The 23,206-nt window shown below is 59.3% G+C and carries 21 protein-coding genes and 1 pseudogene; 11 read left to right on the plus strand and 11 right to left on the minus strand.

Annotated elements, in window-relative coordinates; translation table 11 throughout:
• Positions 1–5: 5 nt before the first annotated feature.
• Positions 6–725 carry a TraX family protein gene (locus tag VD17_RS01810; protein WP_046052425.1) on the minus strand — a complete coding sequence of 240 codons (720 nt, stop codon included), beginning with the start codon at positions 723–725 and terminating at the stop codon, positions 6–8.
• 131 nt (positions 726–856) lie between these two features.
• Here VD17_RS01810 and VD17_RS01815 point away from each other — a divergent pair, with 131 nt between their 5' ends.
• A complete protein-coding gene (locus VD17_RS01815) occupies positions 857–1,897 on the plus strand; it encodes a threonine aldolase family protein (RefSeq protein ID WP_046045314.1) in 1,041 nt (346 codons plus the stop codon).
• Positions 1,898–2,128: 231 nt separating this feature from the next.
• Complete coding sequence (locus VD17_RS01820) at positions 2,129–2,953, plus strand: SDR family oxidoreductase (RefSeq protein WP_046052426.1); 825 nt, start codon at positions 2,129–2,131, stop codon at positions 2,951–2,953.
• Positions 2,954–3,093: 140 nt separating this feature from the next.
• On the opposite strand, the gene gbcB is transcribed toward VD17_RS01820, so the two are convergent.
• Positions 3,094–4,194 (minus strand): glycine-betaine demethylase subunit GbcB, encoded by a 1,101-nt coding sequence (gbcB, locus tag VD17_RS01825; protein WP_046052427.1) that lies wholly within the window; start codon positions 4,192–4,194, stop codon positions 3,094–3,096.
• A gap of 283 nt (positions 4,195–4,477) precedes the next feature.
• Between gbcB and gbcA the strand changes: the two genes are divergently transcribed.
• Positions 4,478–5,773, plus strand: coding sequence for a glycine-betaine demethylase subunit GbcA (gene gbcA / locus VD17_RS01830; protein WP_046052584.1), 1,296 nt, complete (start codon positions 4,478–4,480; stop codon positions 5,771–5,773).
• A 791-nt stretch (positions 5,774–6,564) separates the two neighbouring features.
• On the opposite strand, the gene VD17_RS01835 is transcribed toward gbcA, so the two are convergent.
• From VD17_RS01835 to VD17_RS01870, 8 genes are all read right to left on the minus strand, one after another.
• Positions 6,565–7,764 (minus strand): retropepsin-like aspartic protease, encoded by a 1,200-nt coding sequence (locus VD17_RS01835; RefSeq protein ID WP_046052428.1) that lies wholly within the window; start codon positions 7,762–7,764, stop codon positions 6,565–6,567.
• Between the two features lie 78 nt (positions 7,765–7,842).
• Positions 7,843–8,409, minus strand: a complete 567-nt coding sequence (locus VD17_RS01840; RefSeq protein WP_046052429.1) for a GNAT family N-acetyltransferase — start codon at positions 8,407–8,409, stop codon at positions 7,843–7,845.
• 139 nt (positions 8,410–8,548) lie between these two features.
• Entirely contained in the window at positions 8,549–9,319 is a 771-nt protein-coding gene (gene etfB, locus VD17_RS01845) for an electron transfer flavoprotein subunit beta (protein WP_033060746.1), read from the minus strand.
• A 15-nt stretch (positions 9,320–9,334) separates the two neighbouring features.
• Entirely contained in the window at positions 9,335–10,555 is a 1,221-nt protein-coding gene (gene etfA / locus VD17_RS01850) for an electron transfer flavoprotein subunit alpha (RefSeq protein ID WP_046052430.1), read from the minus strand.
• Entirely contained in the window at positions 10,555–12,504 is a 1,950-nt protein-coding gene (gene dgcB, locus VD17_RS01855) for a dimethylglycine demethylation protein DgcB (protein WP_046052431.1), read from the minus strand. The genes etfA and dgcB overlap by 1 nt, the downstream gene beginning before the upstream one ends.
• 171 nt (positions 12,505–12,675) lie before the next feature.
• Positions 12,676–14,736, minus strand: a complete 2,061-nt coding sequence (gene dgcA, locus VD17_RS01860; RefSeq protein WP_046052432.1) for a dimethylglycine demethylation protein DgcA — start codon at positions 14,734–14,736, stop codon at positions 12,676–12,678.
• 15 nt (positions 14,737–14,751) lie between these two features.
• On the minus strand, positions 14,752–15,282 hold the full coding sequence (locus VD17_RS01865; protein WP_008033249.1) for a DUF5943 domain-containing protein: 531 nt from the start codon (positions 15,280–15,282) through the stop codon (positions 14,752–14,754).
• A gap of 78 nt (positions 15,283–15,360) precedes the next feature.
• On the minus strand, positions 15,361–16,338 hold the full coding sequence (locus tag VD17_RS01870; protein ID WP_046052433.1) for a dipeptidase: 978 nt from the start codon (positions 16,336–16,338) through the stop codon (positions 15,361–15,363).
• 248 nt (positions 16,339–16,586) lie between these two features.
• Between VD17_RS01870 and VD17_RS01875 the strand changes: the two genes are divergently transcribed.
• The 4 genes and pseudogenes from VD17_RS01875 to VD17_RS01890 all read left to right on the plus strand — a co-directional run bounded on the left by VD17_RS01875 (position 16,587) and on the right by VD17_RS01890 (position 18,211).
• Positions 16,587–16,988 carry a lysozyme inhibitor LprI family protein gene (locus VD17_RS01875; protein WP_046052434.1) on the plus strand — a complete coding sequence of 134 codons (402 nt, stop codon included), beginning with the start codon at positions 16,587–16,589 and terminating at the stop codon, positions 16,986–16,988.
• 213 nt (positions 16,989–17,201) lie between these two features.
• A pseudogene (locus tag VD17_RS01880) lies at positions 17,202–17,455 on the plus strand (type II toxin-antitoxin system RelE family toxin).
• On the plus strand, positions 17,439–17,762 hold the full coding sequence (locus VD17_RS01885) for a helix-turn-helix domain-containing protein (protein ID WP_046052435.1): 324 nt from the start codon (positions 17,439–17,441) through the stop codon (positions 17,760–17,762). The pseudogene VD17_RS01880 and the gene VD17_RS01885 overlap by 17 nt, the downstream one beginning before the upstream one ends.
• Before the next feature lie 32 nt (positions 17,763–17,794).
• Positions 17,795–18,211 (plus strand): DUF3010 family protein, encoded by a 417-nt coding sequence (locus tag VD17_RS01890; protein ID WP_046052436.1) that lies wholly within the window; start codon positions 17,795–17,797, stop codon positions 18,209–18,211.
• A 138-nt stretch (positions 18,212–18,349) separates the two neighbouring features.
• Here the strand turns inward: VD17_RS01890 and VD17_RS01895 are convergent, their stop codons facing one another.
• Positions 18,350–19,309, minus strand: coding sequence for a GlxA family transcriptional regulator (locus VD17_RS01895; protein ID WP_046052437.1), 960 nt, complete (start codon positions 19,307–19,309; stop codon positions 18,350–18,352).
• Between the two features lie 210 nt (positions 19,310–19,519).
• On the opposite strand from VD17_RS01895, the gene choX reads away from it, so the two are divergent.
• The 4 genes from choX to VD17_RS01915 all read left to right on the plus strand — a co-directional run bounded on the left by choX (position 19,520) and on the right by VD17_RS01915 (position 23,198).
• Positions 19,520–20,464 (plus strand): choline ABC transporter substrate-binding protein, encoded by a 945-nt coding sequence (gene choX, locus VD17_RS01900; RefSeq protein WP_046052438.1) that lies wholly within the window; start codon positions 19,520–19,522, stop codon positions 20,462–20,464.
• Between the two features lie 88 nt (positions 20,465–20,552).
• Positions 20,553–21,440, plus strand: a complete 888-nt coding sequence (locus VD17_RS01905; RefSeq protein ID WP_046052439.1) for a 3-keto-5-aminohexanoate cleavage protein — start codon at positions 20,553–20,555, stop codon at positions 21,438–21,440.
• A 152-nt stretch (positions 21,441–21,592) separates the two neighbouring features.
• Positions 21,593–22,558 (plus strand): L-carnitine dehydrogenase, encoded by a 966-nt coding sequence (locus VD17_RS01910; protein WP_019580670.1) that lies wholly within the window; start codon positions 21,593–21,595, stop codon positions 22,556–22,558.
• A 163-nt stretch (positions 22,559–22,721) separates the two neighbouring features.
• Positions 22,722–23,198 (plus strand): thioesterase family protein, encoded by a 477-nt coding sequence (locus tag VD17_RS01915; protein ID WP_046052440.1) that lies wholly within the window; start codon positions 22,722–22,724, stop codon positions 23,196–23,198.
• Positions 23,199–23,206 lie beyond the last annotated feature (8 nt).

Here is a 23,206-nt window from a genome sequence, read left to right on the forward strand (position 1 = left end):
AGGGGTTAGGCGATTGCCTGTCGTACTGCGAGTAACAGCAGAAAATGCAACGGATAGAGCGCGTACGCCCAGCGACGCATCGGCGGTGGAGGTTCGAGCCGGCCGGCATGGCGCAGCAAAAGCAGGCCGGCCAGTGGCGCGATCAGACAAGCGGCGATGCCGAGGATGGCTTCACTGTTGTGAAACCGCGCGGAGGAATACAGGACTTGCCACTGATTGGCTGCCAGACAGACCAATCCCGGCAACAGGCTGAAATACCAGGGCCGCCCGAGCACCAGCAACATCGCCAGCGGCAACAGCACGCCGAAGAAGCCGAACATCAATCGCTCCGGGAACAGCGCCGCCATCAGCAAGGCGCCTGCCGCCAACAGTCGCGTTTGCAGAGTTCGATCCCGCCAGCCACGGGCCACCAGCAATCCCAACGCCAACGTGGGCAGCACGTTCAAGGTGTCGGGATCTGGAATGTACATCCGGTAGGGAATTTCGCTGATGGCGCTAAACAGCAGCAACCAGCCCAGATAACGCCACTGGCCGTCCGTCGTCACCGTGCGGGCCCGTGCCAGGTTTGCGGCCATCGCCAGACAGAACCACGGGAACGCCAACCGCCCCGGCACATACAGCAGATCGACGGAGTAACCAACATATCGCAGGTGATCGAGCACCATGCTCAACAGCGCCAGCCACTTGAGCAGATCCAGTGCCCCATCCCTTTGCGTCATGTGCATAATTGCCCGGCGTCTTTGTATTTTTCTGACAGCATCATCGCGTGTGCTCCCCGGACGATCTTCGGTAAAGTGCGCACCATCATTGACCACGAGGCTCTTCACCATAAGAGCCTCGACCACGGAAGCCGGCCATGACCGATAAGAGCCAACAATTCGCCAGCGACAACTATTCCGGTATCTGCCCTGAAGCCTGGGCTGCCATGGAACAGGCCAACCACGGCCACCAACGCGCCTATGGCGACGACGAATGGACCGCACGCGCGTCCGACGATTTCCGCAAACTGTTCGAAACCGACTGCGAAGTGTTCTTCGCCTTCAACGGCACCGCGGCCAACTCCCTGGCCCTGTCGTCGCTGTGCCAGAGTTACCACAGCGTGATCTGCTCGGAAACCGCCCACGTCGAAACCGACGAGTGCGGTGCACCGGAATTCTTTTCCAACGGTTCCAAGCTGCTCATCGCCCGCACTGAAAACGGCAAGCTGACCCCGGAATCGATCCGCGAAATCGCGCTCAAGCGCCAGGACATCCACTACCCGAAACCGCGCGTAGTCACCCTGACCCAGGCCACCGAAGTCGGCAGCGTCTACACCCCGGAAGAAATCCGCGCCATCAGCGCCACCTGCAAAGAGCTGGGCCTGAACCTGCACATGGACGGCGCGCGCTTCTCCAATGCTTGCGCATTTCTTGGCTGCTCGCCAGCGGACCTGACCTGGAAGGCTGGGGTCGATGTCTTGTGCTTCGGCGGCACGAAAAACGGCATGGCGGTGGGGGAAGCGATTCTGTTCTTCAACCACAAACTGGCCGAAGACTTCGACTACCGCTGCAAACAGGCCGGGCAACTGGCCTCGAAAATGCGTTTCCTGTCGGCGCCGTGGGTCGGGATTCTGGAAAACGATGCCTGGCTCAAATACGCCCGCCACGCCAACCACTGCGCGCAGCTGTTGGCTGAACTGGTCAGCGACATTCCAGGCGTGGAATTGATGTTCCCGGTGCAGGCCAACGGCGTGTTCCTGCAACTGTCGGAACCGGCGATCGCAGCACTGACGGCCAAGGGCTGGCGCTTCTACACCTTCATCGGTAACGGCGGCGCACGCTTCATGTGCTCGTGGGACACCGAAGAAGAACGCGTGCGGGAGCTGGCGGCGGATATTCGCGAGGTCATGTCCCGCTAAGCAGCAACCCGATCCCCTGTGGTGAGGGGATTTATCCCCGTTGGGCCGCGAAGCGGCCCTAGCGCCCTTTCAGACAGACTAAGTTGTCTGGATTTACGACTGCTTCGCAGCCGAACGGGGATGAATCCCCTCGCCACAAGGTTCACATCCGCCCCACCCTCCTGCGTTTGCTCCATCGTCTACATTGTTTGTCGAGCCTCCGCTCAGACAACAATTATCAGGAGCGCACGCATGTCCTTACAAGGCAAAACCCTGTTCATTACCGGCGCGAGTCGCGGGATTGGTCGTGAGATCGCGCTGCGCGCCGCGCGGGATGGGGCCAATATTGTGATTGCCGCTAAAAGCGCCGAGCCGCACCCCAAGTTGCCGGGCACGATTTTCAGTGTGGCCAAGGAAGTCGAAGCCGCGGGCGGCAAGGCGTTGGCCTTACAGGTGGATGTGCGTGATGAAGTCGCGGTGCGTGAGGCATTGGCCCAGGCCAACGAGCATTTCGGCGGCATTGATGCGCTGATCAACAATGCCGGCGCGATCAAGCTGACCGGGGTTCAACACATCGAACTGAAGCGCTTCGACCTGATGCACCAGATCAACACCCGCGCCGTACTCCTGTGCAGCCAGGCCGCCCTGCCCTATCTGAAGAAAAGCGCCGGGCATATCCTCAACCTGTCGCCGCCGCTGAATCTGGCGAGTAAATGGTTTGCCCAGTACAGCCCCTACACGGTGACCAAATACGGCATGAGCATGCTGACCTTGGGCATGAGCGAGGAGTTCAAGAACTACGGTATCAGCGTCAACTCCCTGTGGCCGCAGACGATGATCGCCACCGCCGCCATCGAGTTTCAGCTGGGGTCACGCGAGTCGTTCAAGCATGCGCGCACGCCCGCGATCATGGCCGATGCCGCCCATGTGATTCTGAGCAGCAGCGGTCGCAGCACTACCGGGCGATTGCTGATTGATGAGGAGATTCTGGGGGAGCACGGCGTAACCGAATTCGATCATTACCGCTTCGAACCCGGCACCGATGACAAGCTGATGCCAGATTTGTTTGTCGATTGAAATATCCACAACCCTTGTAGGAGCTGTCGAGTGGAACGAGGCTGCGATCTTTTGATTTTGCTTGTTTAAAACAAGATCAAAAGATCGCAGCCTCGTTCCACTCGACAGCTCCTACAGGGTTACGGGTTATTGCGAAATCATCAGAACTCGATGCGCACATCACCCTTCGGCACGCTGCAGCACGAAAGAATGAACCCTTCCGCTTCATCTTCCTCGGTGATCCCGCCGTTGTGGTCCATTTCGACCTCGCCACCCAGCTTCATCACCTTGCACGTCCCGCAGATCCCCATCCCGCAGGCTTTCGGAATCAGCAGGCCAAGCTTGGCCGCCGCCGCATGTACGGTTTCACCCGGTGCAACACGAATGCTCTTGCCGGACGCAGTGAATTCCACCTGGTGCAGATCCGCCGCGTCGACTTCCGGTGCATCCGCCGCTTGTTCGGCTTGTTCCACCGCATCGGCACGGGCTTCCGGTGGTGTAGCACCGAACGATTCCTCGTGATAACGCGACATGTCGAAGCCGACCGCTTCCAGCATGCGCTTGACCGCGTTCATGTACGGCGTCGGGCCGCAGCAGAACACTTCGCGCTCCATGAAGTCCGGCGCCATCAGTTCGAGCATCTTGTGGTTCAGGTAACCGCGATAACCGGCCCACGGCTCGCCCAGACCATGCTTCTCGCAGATCAGGTGCAGGCTGAAGTTATCGATCCGCGACGCCATGTGCTCCAGCTCGCGGTGATAAATGATGTCTTTGGGCGAACGGGCGCTATGGATAAACACCATGTCGACGTTGCCGTTGGTGTCGTAGAACCAGCGAGCCATCGACATGACCGGCGTGATACCGACACCGCCGCTGAGGTACAGCACCTTCGGCGCGGTGAAGTCCATGGCGTTGAACAGCCCGACCGGGCCGTGCACCGCCAGCTCCTGGCCTTCGTGCAGGGTGTCGTGCAGCCAGTTGGAGACTTTGCCGCCCGGCACGCGCTTGATGGTCACCGAAAAGCTGTACGGCACCGATGGCGAGCTGGAAATGGTGTAGGAGCGCATGATCGGCACGCCTTCGATTTCCAGCTCCAGGGTGACAAACTGCCCGGGTTTAAAGAAGAACAGGATTGGCTGGTCAGCCATAAAGCAGAAGGTGCGCACATCCCAGGTTTCCTGGATGACTTTGACGCAACGGACGATGTGTCGACCATTGGCCCAGGTCTGGGTGGTTACCGGATTCAGGAAGCTGTTGGACATGCTGTTCTCCACCGCCGATGGTCGGCCTTATGTTGACGATTCTGCGTAACGTGCGAACCACCCATTTACCTATCTGCGACATTCACATACTTATCGCGACCAGCCTGCATCTACCGGGGGTTGCGCGTCGGGAACAGATTGGGCCATGTCGCCCATGGATAAGGTTCTGCCCAGCGCCGGCCCCACACTCGCCCCATACCAAGACACAACCTATACACCCTTGCGTAGCAAACCTGATTAGCCACTTTCGCCGGCCACACAGAATGGCCTTGAGGATTAAATGATGGACGTCACCACTACCCTGAGCCTGGGCGATCCACTGGAACCCGCACGCAAGGCCACCGCGCAGATGCTGCAAGAGCGCGAGCGTACTTTCTCGCTGCCGCAGCCGTTTTACTCTGACGAGCGGCTGTTTGATATCGACATGCAGGAAATCTTCCAGAAAGAGTGGTTGATCGCCGGCATGGCCTGCGAAATCCCGACCAAGGGCAACTACCTGACCCTGCAAGTCGGCAAGAACCCGATCATCGTGATTCGCGGCGCCGAAGGCGTGATCCATGCGTTCCACAACGTCTGCCGTCACCGTGGTTCGCGCCTGTGCACCAGTGAAAAAGGCAAAGTCGCCAAACTGGTCTGCCACTACCACCAGTGGACGTACGAACTGGACGGTCGCCTGCTGTTTGCCGGTACCGAGATGGGCGCCGACTTCGACATGAAGGAGTACGGCCTCAAACCGGTAAACGTGAAGACCGCTGGCGGTTACATCTTCATCAGCCTGTCGGAGAACCCACCGGCCATTGATGACTTCCTGTCGACGCTGAACCATTACATGGAACCGTACGACATGGAGAACACCAAGGTGGCGATTACCACCACCTTGATGGAAAAGGCCAACTGGAAACTGGTGCTGGAAAACAACCGCGAGTGCTACCACTGCAACGCATCGCACCCGGAACTGCTGAAAACCCTGCTGGAATGGGACGACGTCACCGACCCGCGTGCCGACCAGGCTTTCAAGGACCACGTCGCCGCCTCCGCCGCTGCCTGGGAAGCCGAGAAGATCCCTTACGCCCACGCCAGCTTCGGCCTGCGTAACCGCATCGTGCGCATGCCGCTGCTCAAGGGCACCGTGTCGATGACCCTGGACGGCAAACAAGGCTGCGCCAAACTCATGGGCCGGATCAAAAACCCGGACCTGGGCTCGATGCGCATCCTGCACCTGCCGCACTCCTGGAACCACTGCATGGGCGACCACATCATCGTCTTCACGGTGTGGCCGATCAGCGCGCAGGAAACCATGGTCACCACCAAGTGGATCGTCCACAAGGACGCCGTCGAAGGCGTGGACTACGACGTGGAGCGCATGCGCCAGGTCTGGGATGCGACCAACGACCAGGACCGTCGCCTGGCCGAAGAGAACCAGCGCGGCATCAACTCCACGGCTTACCAGCCAGGCCCTTACTCCAAGACCTATGAGTTTGGCGTGGTGAACTTCGTGGACTGGTACAGCGAGCGTTTGCTGAGCAACCTGGGCGCGGAACCTGCGCCTTACCTCAAAGGCGTTCCGGTTCAAGGCTAAAAGCAAAAGCAAAAGCAAAAGCAAAAGCAAAAGCATCGCGAGCAAGCTCGCTCCCACAGGGGATTTGTGAACAACACAGATCAAATTTGGCAACGAGCTTGCTCGCGATGGCGGTCTACCTTTTATCCTCTCCCTCGCCTACACCCCCTCCTTAGATCTGTACGAAATATGACCTATTGCGTTCAGGCCTATACGCAACGTGGCTCCCAGCCTTCCGCAAACAACTTATCCACACCTCCACCCACAGCTATTGGGGACAAGTGTGAATTTACAGAAAATTTTCTCCACAGAAACCGAAGAAAATCCGTGACTTATCCAGAAGCAGGGTTTTGAACAGCGATTGGTTGTTTTTTGATCGAAAGCTTGAAAGTCACGTTATACGTGGCTTGCAGAGGATGGCGAACACCTTATCCACAGAAGCGCCAACAGACTTTGGGGGCAACTTGGGCTGATCTGTGGAAAACCGTTGGAAGCCGCGATAAATCGGGGTTTGCGCGAAGTTTCCCGGTCTAAAACGACGATTTGATCGTTTTTTGATCACAAGCCTGACAGGCCCGGTTTATATGGCCTGTAGAGGACAGCGAACATCTTATCCACAGATGCGCTAACAGAGATTGGGGGCAAGTATTGGCTCGCGCACAAAGTTATCCTCTGGGAAAAGCCTGAAAAAACCGCAAGTTAGGCTGGTTGTTTTTTGTACGAAGGGTTGCAGGGCTTGATTTGTATGGGGTGTAGCGATGGGCGAACATGTTATCCACAGAAGCGCTAACAGGGATTGTGGGTAACCACGCTCAGGTCCTGTTGAAACACGACCAGCCCGAGTCGATGTCCAGATTCAACTCATAGTCATTGAATGCCCCCCACCCAAGCAAAAGCGAAGGCACGTACTGCCCCAGCAACAACGACGGAGGAATCGTAAAGTCCGGGTAGTAGTTGTAGGTGATCCGTTGGATATGTCCCGCCAGGCTCAATTCCCCCTTGAAGGTTTGGGAGCGCGGTTTATCGGTGACATGAATGGGTGAGTTGCCCGGCGAGGACGACGTCAGGTAATCAACATTGCCGGTGTCAATAATCGCTGGCGTGGCCCGACGATCCAGGCGTGCGGCAATGGTCAGTCTTTGATTGATGTCGATGCGCGCATAGGTGATTCGCGAATCGCATCGCGCAGGAGGTTCAGCGTTAACCTCCAGAGTCTTTTTGGTGACCTTCAAGCGCCCCAACTTACCGAGTAAATCGAGCCCCAGTAAGTTTTCCCGGTCGCTGACAAACACCAGGACATTTCTGAACTCGCTTGAGCCTATCGTTAAAGACTCAAAGATCCCGAGTTTGGCAGACAGGTCACGTTCACCATAAAACGTGCTGTAGCCATAGTGAGAGTCGGTTAAGAAACTGATTCCCATCAGCTTCGCGGTGTCGTGGTTGACCCGGGTTTGCGGTGCGCCGGTGTCCAGAATGAAGCGCGACGAGACCCCATTGGCCGCTTTGACATCGAGGTAGGGCAGCACCTCGTCAGTCACGTAACCGTCACTGGCATAGGGGTGAATTGCGAGCACTTCGTGCCGCGTCGTTCTTTTCACCGAGAAATCGGCGAGCGATCTGAGGGTCGCGAGGGATTCGCTGCCGAACATGGAAAACATTGCGTTGAGCTCAGGGTCATTCGCGATTGCCTGAGCGTGACGTCGCTTGATCGCCAGATAGTATTCGGGGATCTGGTTTGCGGTTTTGGCCTCGAACATTCGGGCGAGAACAGACACTGAACAATTCAGGTTTTTTTCAGCATCCAACACGTTGGCGCATTGCTGTTTCAGCTGCGCCAAGGACGCTTTTTGTCCCTGTTCGGACTCTAACCATGTGTAAAAATCCGGAGCTGCCGGCCGGGTATCAGCTATCGCACTGGTTGCTGCACAGATAAAAAATGCAAGCAGCACCAGAGACGACTTTGAACTCACGCCGCCGATCAGACATGTCTCACGCCGACTGACCGCTTTCATGTTCAACCCATTCTGAAAACGAGTTTTATGAACTAGCGCTGCGGCAACCCTGAGCAGCTCATAGAGAAATGTAGCGCACTAGGGCCGATACATCAGATAGGCCTCACCCGTGACCCGAATCATCGGATGGGGAGTGATCTGGCAGGTATCGACGATACGAAAGCCATGTCGTTCGTAAAACCGACGAGCGCCGGTGTTCACGGCGTAGTCGATCAGACTCAAGCCATTGAGCCCCAGCTGGTTGGCACGGTCGTAAGCGTAGGCAAGGAATTGCTTGCCCAGGCCCTGGTTTCGCCAGCCTTCATGGAGTGCCAGGCTGGAAATGTAGAGGGTATCGGGGATTTCCATCTTGGCGTACGGCGCCAGGACTGGATCGGTCACTGGAGGCGCCAGCGGATCGTGACGCATCACGTAGCTGTGCATCATGCCAATGACGTTTCCATCAACCTCGGCGATGAGGCAGTTCTGATAAGAAAAATCGACGTCGTCACGGGCGTAACGACTGGCGCCCACGTCCAGTAAATCCTGACCGGGTTGCGCCAGTTGGCTCCAGATGTAATCCGCAGCACCTTCTGACGAAATCTGGAACAAGCGAGCAATTTCCCGCGCATCCGCGCGCAGGGCCGAACGAAATTCAACGGTCATTATTTTTCCTTGTGGGAGCGAGCTTGCTCCGGGCGGCGATCCGACGAAGGCGGACTCACATTCAACATTGATGTCGACTGAACCACCGCTTTCGCGAGCAAGCTCGCTCCCACATTTTTAGATCTGCACTAGTGATCCGCTAGCGGACCACGCCTTCTTCGATCAGTAACTTGAGAATCGCCTCGGCCCCCGCCTCGGCACTCAACCCTTTAAGCACTTGCCCGCCGCCACCGCTGGCCTTGGCCGTCGCGGCTTTCATCCGGTCTGCGCCGCTCTTGGCCTTGATCACCTTCAAGCGTTTAGGCCGTGGCTTGGCCGGTTGCAGGGTGGCGACCGCCAGCAGTTCATCATCGATCACTTCGACTTCATCCGCCTGCAGCACACCGCGTCGGGCTGGGCCGTAGGCACTCTGCCGAGGCTTCGGCGCGGCGTTATCCACAGTCGCGAGAAACGGCAGTCGCACTTTCAGGCGACGGCGCTGACCGCGCGGCAAGGCTTGCAGCACCAGCGCTGAATTACCGTCGATGGATTCAACTTGAGCCAGCCCTACCACCAGTGGCCAGCCCAGATTTTCCGCCAGCAGGAACGGCAACATGCCCGAACCTTCACCGGTTTCCGCCTGGCTGCCGGTCAGCACGACCTGAGCCCCGGCGTCACGCAAATACGCGGTCAATGCCGGCAGTGCATCGGCGCCTTCCGGCTGCTCAAGCACATGCAGCTGTTCCAGGCCCATCCCCAGATAGGCGCGTAGTGCAGGTTCTGCGACGTCGCCGGCATGCAGCACTTGCAGGTTATCCCCAGCCAGTTGCAGGCCCAGCTCCACCGCCCGCGCATCCTGCTCCGCACGACGTGGCCGGCCGGAGGTCGGGTGGGCGCCGATGGACACCAGGCTGATGATTTTCGTGCTCATAACCCTATCCTTTCCTTAAGCCGCATCGCGCTTGGCTTCGTTGCGGTAAGCCTCTACCGCATCGATCAAGGCTTGAAGAATCTCTGCACTCTCGCCGATCACCGACAGGTCGGCCCGTTTGATCATGTCGCAGCCAGGATCGAGGTTGATCGCCACCACCTTGTCGCAGGCACCGATGCCTTGCAGGTGCTGGATCGCCCCGGAAATCCCCACCGCCACGTAAACCCGCGCGGTGACCCAGGTGCCGGACGCACCGACCTGACGGTCGCGCGCCATGAAGCCATCGTCCACCGCCACACGGGACGCGCCTTCGGTAGCGCCCAGCGCTTCGGCGGTCCTGTGGAAAAGTCCCCAGTCCTTGACCCCGTTGCCGCCGGAGAAGATGAACTCGGCTTCGGCCATCGGAATCGCCGCCGGGTCCACTGCCACGGCGCCCAAATCCTCGATGCGCGACAAACTGCGCGCCACGGCTGTGGATAACTCCACCGGCAAGGCTTCGTGACGGGTTTCGCTGACCGGTTCGGCGCATTCGACGGCAGCCAGAATCAAGCGTGCCACCGGGCGCGCAAGGTCCTGCAAACCGGCACCGGCGCGACCGATGCATTCCTGATCCTTGACCTGCCAGACCCTTGTAGCCGGGCGTTCGCCCAGTGCGGCGGCAAAGCGTCGACCCAATTCACCACCGCCGCTGCGACTGTCCGGCAGCAGCCAGTGACGCGGGCTGAACTGGTTATCCACAGCCCGCAGGCCCTGGACCCGTTGTTCCGGTGCATAACCGCTGAATTCGTCGCCATCCAGCACCAGCAAGCGATCGACGCCAGCGGTGGCGAAGGCGTTTTCTTTATGTTCACCGAAGACCACGGCCAATACAGCGCCGTCCTTGCCAGCCAACTGGTGAGCCAGGCCGAGCAAGTCGCGGTCGTGGCTGCTCAAGCGGCCGCCGACCATGTCCGGCACCACACTGATGTAAAACGCAGGTGCAGGCACTTGATGCAGTGGCAACTGGACTTCAACCGCGGCCGAGCGTTTAGTCGCCCCGCCCTGTTGAGCGCCGCTGCGGTCGATCCGTTTGATCCCGTTGGGACCAATAAAACCGATGCCGTGAGGATTTTTGCGGATGACGCCGTTAGGCCCCATCCAGCTGTGTTGCGCCGGTTGCATGGCCGCGTGCAGCGGGTGCAGACGGTTGCGGGCGATCCATTCGGCGCGTGGGTCGCGGCGGATAATGTCGCTCATCAGTGGGCCTCCGCAGGTTCACGTTGGGCCGGTTTGGTCGGCTTGCTCGGGGCAGCGTCTTCGAGCAACGCGTCCGCCACCAGTTCGGCAATGTCCTTGATCAGCGGCCGTGGTTCGACCACGCCCTCAAGCATCGCGGTGCACTGTGGACAACCCACGGCCACCAGTTCGGCGCCAGTTTCGCGGATGTCTTCCATGCGCATGTCGGGGATCCGTTGCTTGCCCGGGATGTCGGTGATCGGCGCACCGCCGCCGCCGCCGCAGCAGCGCGAGCGGAAACCGGAGCGTTGCATTTCCTTGATCTCGATACCCAGGGCGCGCAGCACTTCACGCGGTGCCTCGTATTCGCCGTTGTAGCGGCCGAGGTAGCACGGATCGTGATAAGTCACGCTGCTGCCTTTGTGCTGGCCGAGGTTCAGGGCGCCAGCGCCGATGATTTCCGCCATGTAAGTGCTGTGGTGCTGCACAACGTAGTTGCCGTCGAAGGCGCCGTACTCGTTTTTCAGCACGTGGAAGCTGTGCGGGTCGCAGGTGACGATGCGGTTGAAGCTGTACTTGGCCAGGGTCTGGATGTTGCGTTTGGCCAACAACTGGAAGGTGGCTTCGTCGCCCAGACGTCGGGCCACGTCACCGCTGTCGCGTTCTTCAAGCCCCAGCACGGCGAAGTCGACCTTGGCCGCTTTCAGCACTTTGACGAAGGCGCGCAAGGTACGCTGGTTGCGCATGTCGAAGGCACCGTCGCCGACCCAGAACAGCACGTCGACCGACTTCTTCTCGCTCATCAGATTGAGGTTCAAATCCGCCGCCCAGTTCATCCGTCCGCCCGGGGCGAAACCGCCAGGGTTGTCGGTGGCGATCAGGTTTTCCAGGACTTCGGCGCCCTTGTTCGGGGTCGCGCCTTTTTCCAGGGTCAGGTGGCGGCGCATGTCGACGATGGCGTCGACGTGCTCGATCATCATCGGGCACTCCTCGACGCAGGCACGGCAAGTGGTGCAGGACCACAAGGTTTCAGCGTCCACCAGACCGTTGACGATCGGTTGATGCGGATTACCGGCGTGCTCGCCGATCGCCTTGCCCGGATACGGGCTGCCGGCGAATTTGGCGTCGGTGCCACCGGCCAGGCCAACGACCATGTCTTGAATCAGTTTTTTCGGGTTCAGCGGCTGACCGGCAGCGAACGCCGGGCACGCGGCTTCGCACTTACCGCACTGCACGCAAGCGTCGAAGCCGAGCAGTTGGTTCCAGGTGAAATCCTTGGGTTTTTCCACGCCCAGTGGCGCGGTCGGATCGTTCAGGTCCAGCGGTTTCAAACCGGTGGAACGGCCACCACCAAAGCGTTCGGCGCGACGATGCCAGGCCAAGTGCAAAGCACCGGCGAAGGCGTGCTTCATCGGCCCGCCCCAGGTCATGCCGAAGAACAGTTCGCTAACGCCCCACAGCACACCAACGCCGAGGATCGCAGCCACCACCCAACCGCCGAAGTTTTCCGGAAGGATGCCGGCGACCGGCAGGGTCAACAGGAAAAAACTTACCGAGAACGCCAACAGGCTTTTCGGCAGGCGCATCCACGGGCCTTTGGACAAACGGGCCGGCGGGTTGCGACGACGCAGGTACACAAAGATCGCACCGACGAACATCACCGCCGTCATCAACAGCAGTGCATAGCCGAGGATGCGGTTATGCAGGCCAAAACCGTGCACCAGAATCGCCAGCACGATAGACGCCACCGCACCACCGGCCGTGGCAACGTGAGTGTTGGCGATGTATTTGTCCCGCGCCACCACATGGTGCAAATCGACCATGTAACGCTTGGGCATGGCGAACAGGCCGCCGATCAGGTCGACTTTCGAAGCCCGGCCTCGGCGCCACATAGCCACCCGCCGCAACGCGCCGAGGACAGCGAGGCCCAAGGCGGCGAACAACAGGATTGGAAGAAGGGTGTTCAACATGGTGGAGCTCCCAAAGACCTCGGGGTCTTGCAGGCCAAACTACCTGGATGCCTTGCTCGATTCCTGTGGGAGCGAGCTTGCTCGCGAAGACGGACTGACATTCAACATCGATGTCGACTGATCCACCGCTTTCGCGAGCAGGCTCACTCCTACAGGGTTATCCACAAGCTCTTAGAAATCCTTGCACAACCGCAGCGCGTCGTAGATCGCCGCGTGGGTGTTGCGCTGCGCCACGCAGTCGCCGATGCGGAACAGCAAGTAGCCGTCCCCCGCCTGGCTCAGCGAAGGTTGCGGCTTGATCGCGAACAAGGCTTCGATGTCCATCTGGCCTTTGTTGCGCGAGCCTTCCTTCAGGGCGTAGTAGATTTCTTCGTCCGGACGCACGCCGTTTTCGACGACGACCTGGTCCACCACCCGCTCCTCTTTGGCGCCGGTGTATTCGTTTTCCAGCACCGCCACCAGCTTGTCGCCTTCGCGGTAGACCTTCTCCAGCATCATGTCCCCGGTCATGATCACTTCTTTCGGGTACATGCTGCGGTAGTACGTCGGGAACGAGGTGCCGCCAATCGCCACGCCCGGCTTGATGTCGTCAGTGACGATCTCGACCTGGCTGCCCTTGTCGGCGAGGAAGTCGGCGGTGGACATCCCGGTGAACTCGCAAATGGTGTCGTAGACCAGCACGTTCTTGCCCGGTGCAACCTTGCCGTCGAGGATGTCCCAGCTGCTGACGACCAGGCCTTCAGCCGCGCCCCAATGTTCGTTCTGCTCCAGGAATGGATGGCCACCGACGGCGAGCACCACCACGTCCGGACGCAGATCGAGAATGGTTGCCGCATCGGCCGCCACGCCCAGGCGCAGGTCGACTTTCAAACGCGCCAATTCCAGTTGGAACCAGCGAGTGATACCGGCGATCTGATCCCGTTGCGGGGCTTTCGAGGCGGTCGTGATCTGGCCACCGATGAATTCTTTCTTCTCGAACAGGGTCACGTCGTGGCCACGTTCGGCCGACACACGCGCCGCTTCCATCCCGGCAGGGCCGGCACCAACCACCACAACTTTGCGCTTCACACCGGTCGACTTCTCGATGATATGCGGCACGCCCATGTATTCACGGGAGGTTGCGGCGTTCTGGATGCACAACACGTCCAGACCCTGATATTGACGGTCGATGCAGTAGTTGGCGCCGACGCATTGTTTGATCTGGTCGACCTGACCCATTTTGATCTTGGCAATCAGGTGCGGGTCGGCGATGTGGGCGCGGGTCATGCCGACCATGTCGACGTAGCCGCCTTCCAGAATACGGGTCGCCTGGTTCGGGTCCTTGATGTTCTGCGCGTGCAGTACCGGGGCCTTCACCACTTCCTTGATACCGGCGGCCAAATGCAGGAATGGCTCCGGTGGATAACTCATGTTCGGAATAACGTTGGCCAGGGTGTTGTGGGTGTCGCAACCCGAACCGACCACGCCGATGAAGTCGATCATTCCGGTGTCGTCGTAGTACTTGGCGATCTGCTTCATGTCCTCGTGGGACAAGCCATCCGGGTGGAATTCATCACCGCACAGACGGATGCCGACGCAGAAATCCGGGCCGACTTCAGCTCGCACAGCCTTGATTACTTCCAGGCCGAAACGCATGCGGTTCTCGAAGCTGCCGCCCCATTCGTCGGTACGTTTGTTGACGCGCGGGCTCCAGAACTGGTCGATCATGTGCTGGTGCACGGCGGACAGCTCGACGCCGTCCAGGCCACCGGCCTTGGCCCGCGCGGCGGCGCTGGCGTAGTTGCCGATCACCCGCCAGATTTCTTCCGGCTCGATGGTTTTGCAGGTCGCGCGGTGCACCGGCTCACGGATACCCGATGGCGACAGCAGGGTTGGCCAATGCTCGCCGTCCCAACGGGAACGACGACCCATGTGAGTAATCTGGATCATGATCTTGGCGCCATGCTTGTGCATGGCATCGGCCAGATTCTGGAAGTGCGGAATGATCCGGTCGTCGGCCAGGTTGACCGACTTCCACCAGCCTTGCGGGCTGTCGATGGCCACACTGGAGGAACCGCCGCAAATCGCCAGGCCGATCCCGCCCTTGGCTTTCTCTTCGTAATATTTGACGTACCGGTCGGTGGTCATGCCGCCGTCGGTGGCATAGACCTCAGCGTGCGCGGTGCTGAGCACGCGGTTACGGATGGTCAGTTTGCCGATCTGGATCGGCTGGAACATTGCTTCGAAAGCCATGGCGGGTTCCTCGACTTACAACGGCTTGACGGTGAACAAACCGTCGTCGTGGCCTTCTTCGGAGCCACCGTAGACTTGTTCGGCAACCGTACGGATCTTGCTGCCGCGGGCTTGCAGAATCTGATCCATCGCGCCGGCAAACCAGCCCGTGAACATGTAGTCGACTTTGCGGCCGACCTTGCCGTACACATAAACGAACGCAGAGTGTTCGAGCTTGACGCTGGCAGTGCCTTTGTCGAGGTCGATGTCCTGGATCTTGAACAGGCCCCAGCCGCGCTGCGACAGGCGCTTCATGTAGTGTTCGAACACCGCAACGCCTTCCAGGCCGTGGCACTCAGCTTCTTTTTCACACCAGTGCCAGGCCGATTTGTAGCCGGCCTTGTAGAGGATCTCGGCGTAGGCGTCGGCGCCCAGCACTTCCTCGATGCCCATGTGGTTGTTGACGAAGAAGTGACGCGGTACATACAGCATTGGCAGGGCGTCGGAGGTCCAGACACCGGTTTCGCTGTCGACTTCGATTGGCAATTGCGGGGCGATCTTGGCCATGGAAACTTAACTCCAGAAAAATTTTGGTGTTGCCCCCGGCACGGATGGCCGGGGGAAAGGATTCAGAGGTGCTGTGGCTTACTCGCCCCAGACGTCCTTGAGGACGTTGACCCAGTTCTCGCCCATGATCTTGCGGACCACGCGCTCGGAATGGCCGCGCTTGAGCAGGGTTTCGGTCAGGTTCGGGAACTCGCCGACGGTGCGAATGCCCAGCGGGTTGATGATCTTGCCGAAACTGGTCAGGCGGCGGGCGTAGCCCTTGTCATGGGTCAGGTATTCGAAGAAGTCCTGGCCATGGCCCTGGGTGAAGTCGGTGCCGATACCGATGGCGTCTTCACCGACGATATTCATGGTGTATTCGATGGCTTCGGCGTAATCGTCGATGGTCGAATCGATGCCCTTGGCCAGGAATGGCGCAAACATGGTCACGCCGACGAAACCGCCGTGATCGGCGATGAACTTCAGTTCTTCATCGGATTTGTTGCGCGGGTGGATTTTCAAACCCGACGGCAGGCAATGGGAGTAGCAGACCGGCTTCTTCGATTCGAGGATGACTTCTTCGGAAGTTTTCGAACCTACGTGGGACAGGTCGCACATGATGCCGACGCGGTTCATCTCGGCGACGATTTCGCGACCGAAGCCCGACAGGCCGCCATCACGCTCGTAGCAACCGGTACCGACCAGATTCTGGGTGTTGTAGCACATCTGCACGATACCGACGCCCAGCTGCTTGAACACCTCGACGTAGCCGATCTGGTCTTCAAAGGCGTGAGCATTCTGGAAGCCGAACAGGATGCCGGTCTTGCCCTGCTCTTTGGCCTTGCGGATATCGGCGGTGGTGCGCACTGGAATCACCAGGTCGCTGTTTTCGCGGATCAGCTTCTGGCTGGCGGCGATATTGTTCACAGTGGCCTGAAAGCCCTCCCACACCGACACGGTGCAGTTGGCCGCGGTCAGACCGCCCTTGCGCATGTCTTCGAACAGCTCACGGTTCCACTTGGCAATAATCAGACCGTCGATAACGATGCTGTCGGCGTGTAATTCGGCTGGGCTCATCAGGCTGTCCCCTATTAGCGATTCATGCGCCGAATCGTGTGCCGGCGCTTTGGGGCCAGCATATGCCTGAGGGAGGGGGCAGCCGGGTGCAAAAACGACAGGGGGTTTGCCGAAAGCGTCAATCCGCGACAAAGGGTCGTCGTCGGACGTCATGAGCCACCTGTTCAAGGGCCTGCGCATGGGCCAGAATTCGCGCCACTACTGGATGTTTCACTGGATGCTTTACTGGAATAAGGGGCGACGGCGCAATGAAATCGATCTTCCTGGCATTGGCACTGATAGCGACCGGCGTACACGCGGCTGAAGAATCCGACGATAACCCCTGCGACAAAGTCGAAAACGAAGTCCAGACTCTTGAATGCTCGACCTACAGCAGAACCACCGCCGAAGACCTGCTGAGCGAAAACCTCAAAAGCCTGACCGAGCGCATGCAAACGCTCTACGGCAAGAACCCGGCGCAACTGACCGACATCACCGCCAAGATCAAGGCCGCACAACAGCAGTGGCTGAAGACCCGGGATGCAGACTGCGCGGTTGAAGCGTTTCCGGCGACGAGCGGTAGCAAGGCATTCACGATTGCGCAGAATGATTGCGTGGCGCGGATGAGTGATGAGCGGTCGGAGTTCTTGGAGTCGATTGGGCAGCAGTAAACATTATCGTCCGTCGGAAGCTGGTGCTGTCGCCAGCTTTCTAACCGCAAGAAATGACCTGTCCCACAAGCAGTTTTCATCACGCCTACAACCGCCCTTTAGCTCAATAAACGACCGTTTCAGCCGGGCAACACGCCGACACGGTTCGTTTGTTTGCGACCTGGAAAATATAAGTAAAGATTCGCAAATCTTATAAAAGACTTATATCCCCCTATGAACAGCATCCACTGGACTCGAAAGGCCGTTAAGCAGCTGCTGAAATTGCATTCCGCTCATCAGATCCAGGTGCGTGATGCATCACGGTGCTGGCTGACATGCCTGATGTGGGCAACGTCAAAGCACCGGTTGGTCATGATTACGCCTACCGTCCGCGAGTCGGCAATTATCGGATCATGTTCGACTGGGATGGCGCAATTAAAGTGATCAGTATCCAAGAGGTCAAAAAACGCGATGAGCGCACCTACTGACGTTCAAATTATTAATGACGCTGACGGAAACCCCGCCTTCGTGGTTATTCCATACGCGCAATACGTGGCGCAAAAAATCGAATCCGATCTGACCCCTCATGAGGTGGTCAGCCGTATCGTCGACGGCGCAACGCCAATTCGCGCCTGGCGCGAACATCTGAACCTTACTCAGGATGAAGTGGCCAAACGCATGGGTATCTCCCAACCGGCCTTTGCCCAGCAGGAGACCGTCGCCAAGCCTCGCAAGGCGACCCGTGAGAAAATTGCCGCGGCTTTTGGCATCAACGCCGATCAGCTTGAGCTGTAAGCTGCACGCCACCAGCCAGTTAAGGAATTCAAATGAAAATCTGCGGCATCGAAATCAAAGGCAGCGAAGCTATCATCGCTGTGGCCTCTCTCGACGGTCAGGCGCTGAGCCACGTCGCCCTGGCCACCAAGAAAATCGCCCTCGACGATGACGACGAAGCCGCCAACGTCAAAGTCTTCGCCGCTCAAGTCGCCTCGTTCGTGCGCGAGAACTCCATCGACCGGATCGCGATCAAGAAGCGCAGCAAGAAAGGCGAATTCGCCGGTGGGCCGACCACGTTCAAGATCGAAGGCGTTTTTCAGTTACTGGAGAATTGCGAGGTCACGCTGCTGTCGCCGCAGACCATCAATGCGCAGAACAAGAAATTTGATTTCGAATTGCCGGCCACGCTGAACAAGTATCAGCATGAAGCTTACAAGGCGGCGTGTTCCGGCCTGATGAAAAAGTAAGACTGCAGCAAATCAAAACTGTGGGAGCGAGCTTGCTCGCGATGAGGCCAGTACATTCAACATTGATGTCGGCTGATCCACCGCTATCGCGAGCAAGCTCGCTCCCACAGGGTTTTCTGTTGCTGTCGAAATTTGTGTTCAGACCAGTTCCCGGCCATCTCCCAAACGCCGCCGGTCTTCCCGCGGACACCGCTCAAACCGCGCCCGATAGCTGCGGGTGAAATACGACGGCGACTCAAACCCGCACGCAATACTCACTTCCAACACACTCATATCCGTCTGCCGCAACAACTGCCGCGCTTTCTCCAGCCGCAGGCGCAGGTAGAAATTGCTCGGCGTGTCGTGCAAATGCAGCCGAAACAATCGCTCGAGCTGCCGTCGCGTGACTTTGATCGATTCGGCCAATTCCAGCGTGCTCAGCGGCGGTTCGCTGTGCTGCTCCATCTCGCCAATCACATGCACCAGTTTCTTGTTGCTGATGCCATAACGCGTGGCGACTTCCATGCGTTGGTGGTCTTTGCGCGGGCGGATGCGACCGAGCACGAATTGTTCGCTGACCTGGATCGCCAGTTCCGGGCCGTGGGCCTGGCTGATGAGGTCGAGCATCAGGTCGATGGAAGCGGTGCCGCCGGCGGAGGTAATGCGTCGACGGTCGATCTCGAACAGCTCCTGGGTAACGCTGAGCTGTGGATAAGACTCCTTGAACGCGTCGATGGCTTCCCAGTGCAGGGTCAAGCGGTGGCCGTCGAGCAGGCCGGCCTCGGCGAGGATGAAGCTGCCGGTGTCGATGGCGCCGAGGGTCACGCATTCGTTGTCCAGCCGGCGCAACCAGTGCTCCAGCGCGGGGGTAGCGAATTTCAAGGGTTCGAAGCCGGCGACCACTAACAAGGTTGCACCTTTCTTCAGCGGTTCGAGCGCGGCATCGGCGTTGACCGACATGCCGTTGCTGGCCAACACCGCCCCGCCGTCCGCGCTGAGCACATGCCAGCGATACAGCTCGCCACGAAAGCGATTGGCGACCCGCAGCGGCTCGATGGCCGAGATAAATCCAATCGCCGAGAAACCCGGCATCAACAAGAAGTAGAAATCCTGGGACATGGAGCGCACTCGATTGGCAGGTAACGAGAGGGCGGGGAGCGTGTGGTCGTTGATACGCCACTTGCGACAGGCAATCAAGAGCGCAGGTCGCTGCAGTGCAAGAGCTGGTCGCCGCAGTGCGCTTTAGCGGGCCTTAAGCTGCGTAACTTGGCATCACCGGCGCACGAAGATGACCGGACCCACAATAACGAACTGCCGAGGAAACCTGAGATGAAACGACTGATCAGCAGCTGTGTTCTTGCACTCAGCGGTACCGCTTTCCTGAGCGCCAGCGTCATGGCGGCCGAACCTGCTTCATGCCAGAACGTACGCATGGGCGTCGTGAACTGGACCGATGTGATCGCCACCAGTGCCATGACCCAAGTCCTGCTCGATGGCCTCGGCTACAACACCAAACAAACCAGCGCATCCCAGCAAATCATCTTCGCCGGGATCCGCGACCAGCGCCTGGATCTGTTCCTGGGCTACTGGAACCCGCTGATGACCCAGACCATCACGCCGTTCGTCGATGGCAAGCAGGTCAAAGTACTTGAAGCGCCAAGCCTGAAAGACGCCCGCGCCACCCTCGCCGTACCGACGTATCTCGCCGAAAAGGGCCTGAAAACCTTCGCCGACATCGCCAAGTTCGAGAAAGAACTGGGCGGCAAGATCTACGGCATCGAGCCTGGTTCGGGGGCCAACACCCAGATCAAGGCGATGATCGCCAAGAACCAGTTTGGCCTCGGCAAGTTCCAGTTGGTCGAGTCCAGTGAGGCCGGCATGCTCGCGGCGGTGGATCGCGCCGTGCGACGCAAGGAAGCCGTGGTGTTCTTCGGCTGGGCGCCGCACCCAATGAACGTCAACGTGCAGATGACCTATCTCACTGGCAGTGAAGACGCTCTGGGCCCGGACGAAGGCATGGCCACGGTCTGGACCGTCACCGCGCCGAAATACGCCGAGCAATGCCCGAACGTCGGTCGCTTGCTGAGCAACCTGACCTACTCCGCCGAAGACGAGAGCCGGATGATGCAGCCGCTGCTGGATCACAAGGACGCTTTCGAATCGGCCAAGCAATGGCTGAAAGATCACCCGCAAGACAAGCAACGCTGGCTCGAAGGCGTGACCACCTTCGATGGCAAACCCGCCGCTGAAAACCTGCAGCTGACCACCAAATAAACCCGATTGAACCACCGATTCGCAGCCCGACAGGGCTGCGAATCGACTAATCACGCACGCCATTCCCATAAAGAACAGGAACCGCCTCATGAACCACGACGTCATCATCACCTGCGCACTCACCGGTGCTGGCGACACGACCAGCAAGAGCCCACACGTGCCGGTCACTCCGAAACAAATCGCCGCGGCCGCCGTGGAAGCTGCCAAGGCCGGCGCCACCGTGGTCCACTGCCACGTGCGTAACCCCGAAACCGGCAAATTCAGCCGTGATGTAGCGCTGTATCGCGAAGTGATGGAGCGCATCCGCGAGGCGGACGTCGACATCATCGTCAACCTCACCGCCGGCATGGGCGGCGACCTGGAAATCGGCGCTGGCGAGAACCCGATGGAATTCGGCCCGAACACCGACCTGGTCGGTCCGCTGACCCGTCTGGCCCACGTTGAAGAGCTGCTGCCGGAAATCTGCACCCTCGATTGCGGCACCCTGAACTTCGGCGACGGCGACACCATCTATGTGTCCACCCCGGCCCAGCTGCGCGCTGGCGCCAAACGCATTCAAGAGCTGGGCGTGAAGGCCGAGCTGGAAATTTTCGACACCGGTCACCTGTGGTTCGCCAAGCAGATGATCAAGGAAGGCCTGCTCGACGACCCGCTGTTCCAACTCTGCCTGGGCATCCCGTGGGGCGCGCCGGCCGACACCACCACCATGAAAGCCATGGTCGACAACCTGCCTGCCAATGCAGTCTGGGCCGGTTTCGGCATCGGTCGCATGCAAATGCCGATGGCGGCGCAAGCGGTGCTGCTCGGTGGCAACGTGCGGGTCGGTCTGGAAGACAACATCTGGCTGGACAAGGGCGTACTGGCGACCAACGGCCAACTGGTTGAACGCGCTTCGGAAATTCTCAGCCGCCTCGGCGCCCGTGTCCTGACCCCGGCGGAAGGCCGGGTAAAAATGGGCCTGACCAAGCGCGGCTAACCCCACCCTTTCCCCCTGTGGGAGCGAGCCTGCTCCGGGCGGCGTTCCGACGATGACGTCGGTACATCCGACGCATTATCTGCGGCAGTAATACCGCCATCGCGAGCAAGCTCGCTCCCACAGTTTTTTTGAGCCAAATTCAGGAAGTCGCCATGAGCTTTATCACCGAAATTAAAACCTTCGCAGCCTTGGGCAGCGGTGTCATCGGCAGCGGTTGGGTGTCCCGCGCCCTCGCCCACGGCCTCGACGTGGTGGCCTGGGACCCGGCGCCCGGTGCCGAAGCCGCGCTGCGCAAACGCGTCGCCAATGCCTGGGGTGCGTTGGAGAAACAGGGCCTGGCGCCAGGCGCATCGCAGGATCGGCTGCGCTTTGTCGCAACCATTGAAGAATGCGTTCGCGACGCGGATTTCATTCAGGAAAGCGCCCCTGAGCGTCTGGACCTGAAACTGGAACTGCACAGCAAAATCAGCGCGGCGGCCAAGCCCAATGCCTTGATCGGCTCCAGTACTTCCGGCCTGTTGCCGAGCGAGTTCTACGAGAGTTCGACGCACCCGGAACGCTGCGTCGTCGGGCACCCGTTCAACCCGGTTTACCTGCTGCCGCTGGTGGAAGTGGTTGGCGGCAAAAACACCGCTCCGGAAGCCGTTCAAGCGGCAATGAAAGTCTATGAATCCTTGGGCATGCGTCCGCTTCATGTGCGCAAGGAAGTACCCGGTTTTATCGCCGACCGCTTGCTCGAAGCGTTGTGGCGTGAAGCGCTGCACCTGGTCAACGACGGTGTGGCGACCACCGGTGAAATCGACGATGCGATTCGCTTTGGCGCGGGCCTGCGCTGGTCGTTCATGGGCACATTCTTGACCTACACCCTGGCGGGTGGCGATGCAGGCATGCGGCACTTCATGGCGCAATTCGGGCCGGCGCTGCAGTTGCCGTGGACGTATCTGCCGGCGCCGGAACTGACCGACAAGTTGATTGATGATGTGGTGGATGGCACCAGTGATCAGTTGGGCACGCACAGCATTTCGGCGCTGGAGCGCTATCGTGATGATTGCCTGCTGGCGGTGCTGGAGGCGGTGAAGACCACCAAAGAGAAGCATGGGATGGCCTTCAGCGAATAATGAACCAACAGGACCGGCCCCATCGTCGGAACGCCGCCCGGAGCAAGCTCGCTCCCACAGTTGATCTGCGTCGTTCACAGAACCAATGTGGGAGCGAGCTTGCTCCGGGCGGCGTTCCGACGATGGGGGCCATCCAGTCACCACACCATTTGGATCCCTCATCATGCCCACCCTGACCACCTACCAAACCAAAATCATCCCCGACTGGGTCGACTACAACGGCCACCTGCGCGACGCCTTCTACCTGCTGATTTTCAGCTACGCCACCGATGCGCTGATGGATCGTCTGGGCATGGACAGCAACAACCGCGAAGCCAGCGGCAACTCGCTGTTCACCCTCGAACTGCACCTCAATTACCTGCATGAAGTGAAGCTCGACGCCGACGTCGAAGTGCATACCCAAATCATTGGCCACGACAGCAAACGCCTGCATCTCTATCACAGTCTGCATCTGCTCGGAGGTGACAAGGAGCTGGCGGGCAACGAACAAATGCTGCTGCACGTTGACCTCGCCGGGCCGCGCTCCGCACCGTTCAGCGAAGACACCTTGAGCAAGCTGCAAGCCATCGTCGCCGAGCAAACCGACCTTCCCGCCCCTGCCTATATTGGCCGAGTGATCGCGTTACCCCCTAAAAAATAACAAGGAGA

The sequence above is a fragment of the Pseudomonas fluorescens genome, assembly GCF_000968015.1.
Lineage (GTDB): Bacteria > Pseudomonadota > Gammaproteobacteria > Pseudomonadales > Pseudomonadaceae > Aquipseudomonas > Aquipseudomonas fluorescens_W.